Genomic DNA, 8,853 nt, shown 5'->3' with positions numbered 1-8,853 from the left:
AGGAAAAGTCGCCGAGCGCCGCCAAATCGCGCTCCAGCAATTCGCTGTCGCCGAGATTCAATTCAACCAAGCGGCGCAAATAGGAAATGCTTTCGATGTCGATGTGCTCGCATTTGAAACCCACTTGCCCGTCTTCGGCATGGGTGGCGCTGACGGCCATCTTGATCGCCGCGTCGTCGGACAATTCGAAACTCAAGGTATAGTCCCCCCCCAGACCGGCGGTCCAGGCTTGATCGAAGCGCAACAGACATCCGCGCAGGCTCAAATCGGCAATCTTGCAAGCCAGCGGACCGTCCGGACCGGTCAACACCGCGCCGGCATGGTAAAAAATCCGTTGAAACCGGCGTTTGTCTTCGCTTTTTTCGAATGCCATGGCGCTATTCCGGGAAAAATTTCATTTCGACATTGTCGACGACAATCACATCGCCGGCGTTTAATCTGACGATCCGGTCGCCCAGCGGCTCCCGGTTGACGGCCAAGCCGTCGTGACCCTGCAGCGCCGACACGAAATAACCGTCCTTGCGACGGGCGATGACCACCACGCCGGCGCCGTCGTGGCCTATCCGGGTCATGGCTTTTCTAAGCCGCAACACCCGGCCGATATGGATACCGTTCATCACCTGTAAATTCGCTTCGGTACTTTTAGCGGCCTCGTCCAAACGGCGATTCAAGGCTTCCACGCCCGCGTCCGGATTGGCGACCGGCGCCGTGAACACCGCTTCCTGAAACCGGCCGGTGGTCTGATAAAGAATGTAATGCTTGCCGATGTTGACGATATCGTTATTGCGCAAATTCCATTCCTTGGCGCGCTGATTGTTGACGACCAGCGGAAACTCCTCGTTCAGCTGCTTGATCACGCAGTCGTCGCCCTTGACCACCGCTACCGCATGGGCCGGCGCGACCGCCAGACTGTCGACGACCACGTCGTTGGTATCGTCGCGGCCGATATGCACGATGCCGGAATCGAATACGCCCGCCTGGATCGCCTTGTCTTTAAAATAAACGGTAAATTTCGCCATCGTCGATAGTCAATTAGTCCCTGCGCCGGTTACCTAGTATAGCCACTATCACTTCCGTTGCAGAGCAAACCGGAATTTGAAAGCGATCCGGCCCGTTATTGGAAAAAGAGATGTTTTACAACAAAATGACTCGGGATGTTTCCCGATTCCGCGACGGCACGAATAATCGCCTTTCGGTCCGCCGTCGCGTTCTGCGCTAAACTTGCCCTATCACCCAGTCAACCGCGACGACCGCCATGCCAGATCTATCCGCGCTCCCGAATCCCGAACCGTTGATTGCCCAGGACATCTATATCGCCGGCACCGACGAGGGCAGCGGCAAGTCCTTGATCATGCTGGCCGTGATGGAGATGCTGTCCGGTTTCGCCGGCCACATCGGCTTTTTCCGGCCTATCATCCAAACCAGTCCGGCCAAGGACGACATGATTCAATTCATCAGCCACCGCTACGCGCTGCCTTGTCCGCCGGAAGCGATGTACGGCTGCAATGCCGACGAGGCCCGCGAGCTGCTGGCCGCCGAACAATACGACGAACTGCTGAAATTGATTTTGGCCAAGTATCGGGCCTTGAAGGCGCGTTGCGAACACATTCTGTGCGTCGGCACCGCGCCGCGCCGCGACAACGCGGCCTTCGCCTTCGAATTCAATCTCGACGTCGCCAACAATTTGGGTTGCTTGCTGATGCCTGTCATTCAGGGCTCCCATCGTACTCAGGAGCAAATCCTGCATAGTCTGGTCAGCCTGAAACACACTTTGCACGAACACGATTGCGAGTTGCTGGCCACCGTCGTCAACGGCGCGTCGCCCGAGCTGACCGACACCTTGCGCCACACCCTCCCCCACGATCCGGAATTTCCGGTTTACATCGTTCCCGGCGATCCGGCCCTGGAGAAACCCAGCGTCGGCGACATCGCCTGGGCCATCGACGCCAAGGTATTTTCCGGCGAGAACGGCGCGATGGGCCGGGAAGTGTCGCATTACAAGGTCGCGGCGATGCTGGTACCGGACTTTCTGGATTACGTCGAAGCCGGCGATCTGATCATCACGCCCGGCGACCGCTCCGACATCGTCATGGCCAGCCTGATGGCCTACCATTCCAAAAATTACCCGCAAATCGCCGGTTTGCTGCTGACCGGCCACCAGGAGCCGGCGCCGCAAGTGCGGAAATTGATCGACGGCCTCGGCGAAACCCCATTCGCGGTACTCGGCGTCGATTCGGACACCTTCACCACCGCGATGCAAGTCAGTCAGATCGGGCCGCGCTTACATAGTCAAAACGAACGCAAAATCGCCAAGGCCCTGGGCTTGGTCGAAGCCAATATCAACATGGTCGGCTTGCGCCTGCGGCTAAGCAGCAAAGTCAGCGGCAAGATCACGCCGCTGATGTTCGAATACGATTTGTTGCAACGCGCCAAGGCCAAAAAGCAGCACATCGTGTTGCCGGAAGGTAACGAGGAACGCATTCTACGCGCCGCCGAAATCCTGCTGCTGCGCGATGTGGTCAAAATCACCCTGCTCGGCAACGAAGCGGAAATCCGCCAAAAGATCCAAAGCCTGTCGCTGAAACTGGACGGCGTCGACATCATCGATCCGATGACTTCCGAACTACGCCGGCTCTACGCCGAAACCTATTACGAAGCCCGCAAGCACAAATGCATCGTCTTCGATACCGCCTACGACTTGGTCGCCGACGTCAGCTATTTCGGTACCTTGATGGTCCACCTCGGCCACGCCGACGGCATGGTATCGGGCGCGGTGCATTCCACCCAGCACACGATCCGCCCGGCGTTCGAAATCATCAAAACCAAACCCGGCGCCTCCATCGTCTCCAGCGTGTTCTTCATGTGTCTGGAAGACCGGGTACTGGTTTACGGCGATTGCGCGGTGATCCCCAACCCCAACGCTCAACAACTGGCCGATATCGCCATCAACGCCGCCGATACCGCGCGATCCTTCAATATCGAACCGCGCGTGGCCATGCTGTCCTACTCGACCGGCGAATCCGGCAAGGGCGAGGCGGTCGATAAGGTCCGCGAAGCGGTGCGCATCGCCCAATCCTTACGCCCCGATCTGCTGTTGGAAGGACCCATGCAATACGACGCGGCGGTCGATGCCAGCGTCGCCAAAACCAAATTGCCGGACAGCCAGGTGGCCGGCAAGGCCACCGTGTTCGTGTTTCCGGACCTGAACACCGGCAACAACACCTACAAAGCCGTGCAGCGCTCGTCCGGCGCAATCGCGATCGGCCCGATTCTGCAAGGCTTAAACAAACCGGTCAACGACTTGAGCCGCGGCTGCACGGTGACCGACATCGTCAATACCGTCGTGATTACCGCGATCCAGGCCCAGCAAGCCGCGCCGGCGTGACGCTGCCGATGAATTCCGCGAGACTAACGATCTGGGCCTGGCTGCTATGGGCCGCGCCGCTAACGGCGGAAACCCGCATCGCGATTCTGAACTTCGAGCTCAAGGATATGACGCTGGCCCCCGGCCTACCGGCCGAAATCCAGCGGACCGCGTCGTTAAAACCGTTGCTGGAACGCGAATTGGCCGGCGCCGGTTATCGCATCGTCGATATACCGGACGCCGAACAACGCGGCGCCGACAGCGGCGTCGGATATTTGTTCGATCATGCCGACGCGGCCGCTCAACTCGGCTCGCGCCATGCCGCCGATTACGTGCTGGTCGGCCGCTTGCATAAACCGTCGTTTTTGTTCGTTTACTTGATGGGCCGCTTGGTGGAGGTCAAGCAGCAAAAAATCGTCGGCAACTACATCACCGAATCCAAGGGCGGCGACGCCAAATTGACCGGCAAGGCCGTCGAGGCGCTGGCCGCCAAAATCGATCAAGACCTGGAGCGCCGCTACTCGCCGCCACCGCCCGATTCGGCGCGCCGAAGCCAGCCTGACGATGACGAATTCGCGTCCGCGCCTGGCCGAAAATGAAGTGGCCGTGGGAGCGGCCTCAGCCGCGATCAGCGGCGCTTCACCGGCAAATGACTTTAAACCATCGACCGCCATCCAATCACCGCAAACCGCCAATTACTCGCGATGAAAATTCTGGTTCTAAATGCCGGCAGCTCGTCGGTTAAATACAGCGTCGTCGAAACCGACGACCATTCCGTCTCGATTTCCGGCTTGCTGGAACGCATCGGCAGCGCCGATGCCCGCCATGCCTACCGGATCGGCGCCGACAACCGGCAAATCGACGCCGCCATCGCCGACCACGGCCAGGCACTCGGCCTGTTGTTCGAAACGCTGACCGCCAGCGGGGTCGTCAATGGTCAGCCGCTGGCCGGCATCGGCCACCGCGTAGTACACGGCGGCGAGAAATTCCGCGAACCGGCACTGATCGACGCCGAAGTCACCCGGCAAATCGCCGAAACCATCCCGCTGGCACCGCTGCACAATCCGGCCAATCTGTCCGGCATCGAAGCCGCGTTGCGGCAGATGGGCGAGATTCCGCAAGTCGCGGTATTCGATACCGCCTTCCACCACACCCTGCCCGACTACGCCTTCCGTTATGCCCTGCCCGGCCAGTTGTACAGCGAACACGGCGTGCGCCGCTACGGTTTTCACGGCACCTCCCATGCTTATGTCGCCAAACAAGCCGCCAAATTGCTGGGTAAGCCGCTGGCCGACACCCACCTGATAACCCTGCACTTGGGTAACGGCGCCAGCGTCGCGGCGATCGCCGGCGGCGTCAGCGTCGATACCTCGATGGGCATGACGCCGCTGGAAGGCTTGATGATGGGCAGCCGTTGCGGCGACATCGATCCGGCCATCGCCTTTTATCTGGCCCGCACGCTGGGCATGGACCTGAATGCGATCGACCAGCTCTACAACAAAGCCAGCGGTTGCCTGGGCGTCTGCGGCGAAAACGACATGCGCGCCATCCACGCCAAGGCCGAGCAAGGCGACGACTCGGCCAAGCTGGCCTTAGCGATGTACGCCTACCGAATCAAGAAATACATCGGCGCGTACTTTGCGGTGCTGGGCCGGGTGGATGCGCTGGTCTTCACCGGCGGCATCGGCGAAAACGACGCCTGGCTGCGCCAATCTTGCTGTGCCGACCTAACCGGCTTGGGCATCGCCGTCGATCCCAAGCTCAACGCCGCGCCGGTCAAGCCGACCGCGATCCACCCGGCCGGTACGCCAGTCGCGGTGCTGGTCATCGCCACCAACGAGGAATTGGAAATCGCGTTGCAGACTGCGGACTGTCTGGCAAAGCGGGCAACGTAAAGAGCGATAGTCCGGCAGCCTTTTCGCCTGCCGCGTTCCGTCACTGGAAAGACCGTGGATTTGACTCGGGCTACCGAATACCGCCGACGCTTTGCTCCCCCGGTTCCACGCTGGAACCGCTAGCCGGATTGCGGATCGGCCGCCCCCTCCAAATCGTCCAGCGGGGAGACGACGCCTTGCCCACCCTGATGCAGCACATGGGTATAAATCATCGTGGTTTCCAAATCGTTATGCCCCAACAACGCTTGAATCGTGCGAATGTCCGTGCCGCGTTGCAGCAAATGCGTGGCGAAGCTGTGGCGGAAAGTGTGCGCGGATACCCGCTTGGCGATACCTACTTGCCGCACCGCCACCCGAATCGCCTTATTGATGAGCGACTGATCGTAATGATGCCGCCGTGTCGCAGCGGATAAAGGATCGGCCGACAACGAACGCGCCGGAAACACGTATTGCCAACCCCATTCGCGCTCGGCATTCGGGTATTTTTTCGCCAACGCATAAGGCAGATAAACCGCCCCGTAACCGTCGGCTAAATCCTGATCGTGAACCGCCTTGACCTTGTCGAGATGGTTCAGCAACAACGGTGCCAGCGAGGCGGCAAACGTCGTCACCCTGTCCTTGTCGCCCTTACCGGAACGCACGGTAATTTGCTTGTAGGCAAAATCGATGTCCTGCACCCTGAGGCGGACGGCTTCGCTAATTCTCAAACCGCTGCCGTACAACAGCTTGACCACCAGTTGCGGTAAGCCCTCCAGCCGCGCCAAGACTTGCTTCACTTCGTCCACCGACAACACGACCGGAACATGGCGATGCGTTTTGGAGCGGATCGCGTCTATACGTTTGGTCAAGGGCTTATTCAGGACATGCTTATACAAAAACACCAAGGCATTCATCGCTTGGTTTTGCGTTGCCGACGCGACCTTACGCTGAGTCGCTAAGTGAGATAAAAAAACTTCTATCTTGGCCTCGCTGTCATCGAACAAAGCCTGCCGTTCCGTCATCCGATGAAACTTGACGAACTGCTTGATCCAATCGGAATAACTACGTTCGGTATGCAAGGAATAATGTTTCAGCCGCATCACGCGACGCACATCGTCCAATAAGGCTGGCGATTTGGTGCTTGACATAAAACACCTACCTGATAGAGTCAGCGGCAACATAATACGCAGGCAAGATTGCCTGATTTCCTGGCTAATAGCAAGTTATCGAGGCAAACATGCCCACTTTTCCGGATACGCAGGCAAAAGTGCCTGAAAAGGCGGTTAATATCAACTTATACGGGCAGATTTGCCTGATAATCAATAGTTAGCGGCAAGAAAAATATGAATCAGACACTACGAACAGAATTGCTAGCTATGAGAGAGAAGGATATTTCTACTCGCGCTAGCTTGGTAGAGAGAGGTGAGCTTGATGACAAGGAGTATCACCCCGAAATGAGGTTGGTTCATGAAGAAAATAATAATAGAATAAAAGAAATAATTGAAGAGTTTGGTTGGCCACTGGAAAGCGAAGTGGGAGAAGATGGCTCTGAAGCAACTTGGTTAATTGTGCAACACGCAGTCCTAGAGCCAGAGTTTCAAGAGGAGTGTATTAACTTACTAAAGGCAGCAGTTGAAAGAAGTGAGGCCAAAGGATGGTACCTCGCCTATTTACAAGATAGAGTTTTAATATGCCAGGGTAAACTTCAAATTTATGGAACTCAGCATGAAGTGAAAGAAGGTTTAATGTATCCATTACCCACTGAAAATCCAGCGGAAGTAAATGTAAGAAGGGCTGCATTAGATCTTTGGTCACAAGAGGAACACACCGAGCATCTCCAAAAGGATTATGACAAAATTCAGTCAAACAAAGCGAGTCATGGGGGTTAGGTCAGCCGCTAACAATGCGCTTCACCCGACCAAAAACCGCGATGCGGTTTTCGTCGGGTGAGCTTGGTCGTTATAAAGCAGGGCCTGAAGATATATGGATGGGATACAACTTCTAATCAATGTAATAAATAAACTTCCACCGTATAAACTAGCGGCGCTTGTAGTAGCCTTCTCCGTTTGGATGTTTGGACTCAGATTTTTAATCAAAAAACACAGTCAACGGCTTGAATCTGAAAACAAGGAATTCACAGAAAATATTCAACTACACCTAGTGAGCGCCAAAGAGTGGCTTGTTTTCACAGTGTTTTTAATTACAGGATTCGGATTATTAGTATTTGCCGCAAATTTGTAAATTGCCTTATAACAACCACATCAACATGGAAAAAATAAAGCTACGTTCGCTATAGCTCACTCCTCTTTATTTTTCCTGTTATGTGGAGCGTTATGTGCAAAAGCATGAATAAAAGTTACGCCATCATCCATTGGGCTCAGGCCATTATTGGCATTATTTTTGGCCTGTTTGTGGCTAATGTGTCCTATGCCAATAGTATTGAAGGTAGACCAGACTTAACTCCTATTCGTGCGATATTATCGATTGTTCTTATATTGTACTCAGTCATGCAAATATGGGTTTTAATGAAAAATCAAATATCAAAAATTCAAATATTTGCGTTTCCAATTATTTACATCACATTTAGTATGTTCTGGGAATATTTAGCCAGAGGCTACACCAAGAATTGGTCACCCGCCACTCAGGCAGAAGCCACATACCAAAATGTAGTTTGTATGTTAATTTTGAGTTTTATTGTGTTTGCGGCGCTATTTACTACTTTCAAAAGGCGGGCAAATGTATAAAGCACATAACACAACGCTCAAAGGGACGCGCCGCCCGCTAGCCGTTTTGAAGTTTTGTTTTTTATCAAGGTGCGCCGGCTTCGCTCAATTCAATCAGCGGCGCGCCCCTTAGTTTGGCGTTAGACCTCACCGATCATGTCTACTGCATCATTTTCCACCGACGGATTTGTTCTCGTTTCTGGTGTATTGCCAGAGACGGAGTGCCTCGAAATTGCGGGTCGCATTACCCTTCCAGATCATCAATCGGCCGGTTCGCGTTGTCTGTTGGCGGAGCCCTGGTGCACGACCCTGGCCGATCGCATTCGTAGTTCCCCGCTTTTCGCTGGCCTCATCCCTCGCACCTCTGTCTGCGTCCAGTGCACCTACTTTGAGAAGTCGATCCAAAGAAACTGGATCGTGCCAATCCACCAGGATCTGAGCATCCCCGTCGTGGAACAGATATCCCATCCCCGCCTACACGGCTGGTCGAGAAAAGAGGGAGAATTGTTCGTCCAGTCACCGCCCGAAGTGCTTGAACAGCTTGTCGCTGTGCGCGTCCACATTGATCCTTGTGGCGCAAATGACGGCCCAGTCAGGGTCTATTGTGGCTCTCATAGCCTTGGCCGAATTGATCCAGCAGCAGCCGTTGCTGAAAAGAACAACTTCAAAGAAGTTGAGTGCACCGCTGAGGTCGGAACTGCCTTAGTCATGCGTCCATTGCTTCTGCATGCTTCCTCCAAAGCAACCGGCAGTAGCCTCCGGCGCGTTCTTCACTTTCTGTTCGGTCAGCCGATGCTCCCTTTAGGTTTGCGGTGGCGATATGCGGTCTAATCGGGTAAGGGCGAGCCGCGTAGGGTATGCACCGCATACCCTATTCAAGGTTTCCGATGAA

9 protein-coding genes are annotated in these 8,853 nt (G+C 55.3%); 6 read left to right on the top strand and 3 right to left on the bottom strand.

The genetic code is table 11. The annotated features are described in order from the left end of the window. Positions 1-373: PilZ domain-containing protein (locus tag A1355_RS11125; RefSeq protein ID WP_064028014.1), on the bottom strand; the 373-nt coding region annotated here is incomplete at its 3' end. Positions 374-377: 4 nt separating this feature from the next. Continuing rightward, positions 378-1,019 (bottom strand): FHA domain-containing protein, encoded by a 642-nt coding sequence (locus A1355_RS11120; protein WP_064028012.1) that lies wholly within the window; start codon positions 1,017-1,019, stop codon positions 378-380. Between the two features lie 236 nt (positions 1,020-1,255). On the opposite strand from A1355_RS11120, the gene pta reads away from it, so the two are divergent. The 3 genes from pta to A1355_RS11105 all read left to right on the top strand — a co-directional run bounded on the left by pta (position 1,256) and on the right by A1355_RS11105 (position 5,259). After that, a complete protein-coding gene (pta, locus tag A1355_RS11115) occupies positions 1,256-3,385 on the top strand; it encodes a phosphate acetyltransferase (protein ID WP_064028010.1) in 2,130 nt (709 codons plus the stop codon). Positions 3,386-3,393: 8 nt separating this feature from the next. Next, positions 3,394-3,963, top strand: coding sequence for a DUF2380 domain-containing protein (locus A1355_RS11110; RefSeq protein WP_064028019.1), 570 nt, complete (start codon positions 3,394-3,396; stop codon positions 3,961-3,963). Positions 3,964-4,068: 105 nt separating this feature from the next. After that, complete coding sequence (locus A1355_RS11105; protein WP_064028008.1) at positions 4,069-5,259, top strand: acetate/propionate family kinase; 1,191 nt, start codon at positions 4,069-4,071, stop codon at positions 5,257-5,259. Between the two features lie 119 nt (positions 5,260-5,378). On the opposite strand, the gene A1355_RS11100 is transcribed toward A1355_RS11105, so the two are convergent. Then, the gene (locus A1355_RS11100; protein ID WP_157197849.1) at positions 5,379-6,386 is read right to left on the bottom strand and encodes an integron integrase; all 1,008 of its coding nucleotides are present in this window, start codon (positions 6,384-6,386) and stop codon (positions 5,379-5,381) included. 195 nt (positions 6,387-6,581) lie between these two features. On the opposite strand from A1355_RS11100, the gene A1355_RS11095 reads away from it, so the two are divergent. The 3 genes from A1355_RS11095 to A1355_RS24550 all read left to right on the top strand — a co-directional run bounded on the left by A1355_RS11095 (position 6,582) and on the right by A1355_RS24550 (position 8,792). Then, positions 6,582-7,127, top strand: a complete 546-nt coding sequence (locus tag A1355_RS11095; RefSeq protein ID WP_064028004.1) for a DUF6624 domain-containing protein — start codon at positions 6,582-6,584, stop codon at positions 7,125-7,127. Positions 7,128-7,583: 456 nt separating this feature from the next. After that, positions 7,584-7,982 carry a hypothetical protein gene (locus tag A1355_RS11085; protein ID WP_157197848.1) on the top strand — a complete coding sequence of 133 codons (399 nt, stop codon included), beginning with the start codon at positions 7,584-7,586 and terminating at the stop codon, positions 7,980-7,982. Between the two features lie 135 nt (positions 7,983-8,117). Beyond that, a complete protein-coding gene (locus A1355_RS24550) occupies positions 8,118-8,792 on the top strand; it encodes a phytanoyl-CoA dioxygenase family protein (RefSeq protein WP_082885495.1) in 675 nt (224 codons plus the stop codon). Positions 8,793-8,853: the final 61 nt, after the last annotated feature.

The organism is Methylomonas koyamae (assembly GCF_001644025.1).
Lineage (GTDB): Bacteria > Pseudomonadota > Gammaproteobacteria > Methylococcales > Methylomonadaceae > Methylomonas > Methylomonas koyamae_A.
This window is presented reverse-complemented; position numbering and strand designations above follow the sequence as displayed.

Coding starts and splice junctions, on each gene's coding strand:
- A1355_RS11085 (WP_157197848.1), top strand. CDS start 7,584: ATGAATAAAAGTTACGCCATCATCCATTGGGCTCAGGCCATTATTGGC.
- A1355_RS11095 (WP_064028004.1), top strand. CDS start 6,582: ATGAATCAGACACTACGAACAGAATTGCTAGCTATGAGAGAGAAGGAT.
- pta (WP_064028010.1), top strand. CDS start 1,256: ATGCCAGATCTATCCGCGCTCCCGAATCCCGAACCGTTGATTGCCCAG.
- A1355_RS11100 (WP_157197849.1), bottom strand. CDS start 6,386: ATGTCAAGCACCAAATCGCCAGCCTTATTGGACGATGTGCGTCGCGTG.
- A1355_RS24550 (WP_082885495.1), top strand. CDS start 8,118: ATGTCTACTGCATCATTTTCCACCGACGGATTTGTTCTCGTTTCTGGT.
- A1355_RS11105 (WP_064028008.1), top strand. CDS start 4,069: ATGAAAATTCTGGTTCTAAATGCCGGCAGCTCGTCGGTTAAATACAGC.
- A1355_RS11120 (WP_064028012.1), bottom strand. CDS start 1,019: ATGGCGAAATTTACCGTTTATTTTAAAGACAAGGCGATCCAGGCGGGC.
- A1355_RS11110 (WP_064028019.1), top strand. CDS start 3,394: ATGAATTCCGCGAGACTAACGATCTGGGCCTGGCTGCTATGGGCCGCG.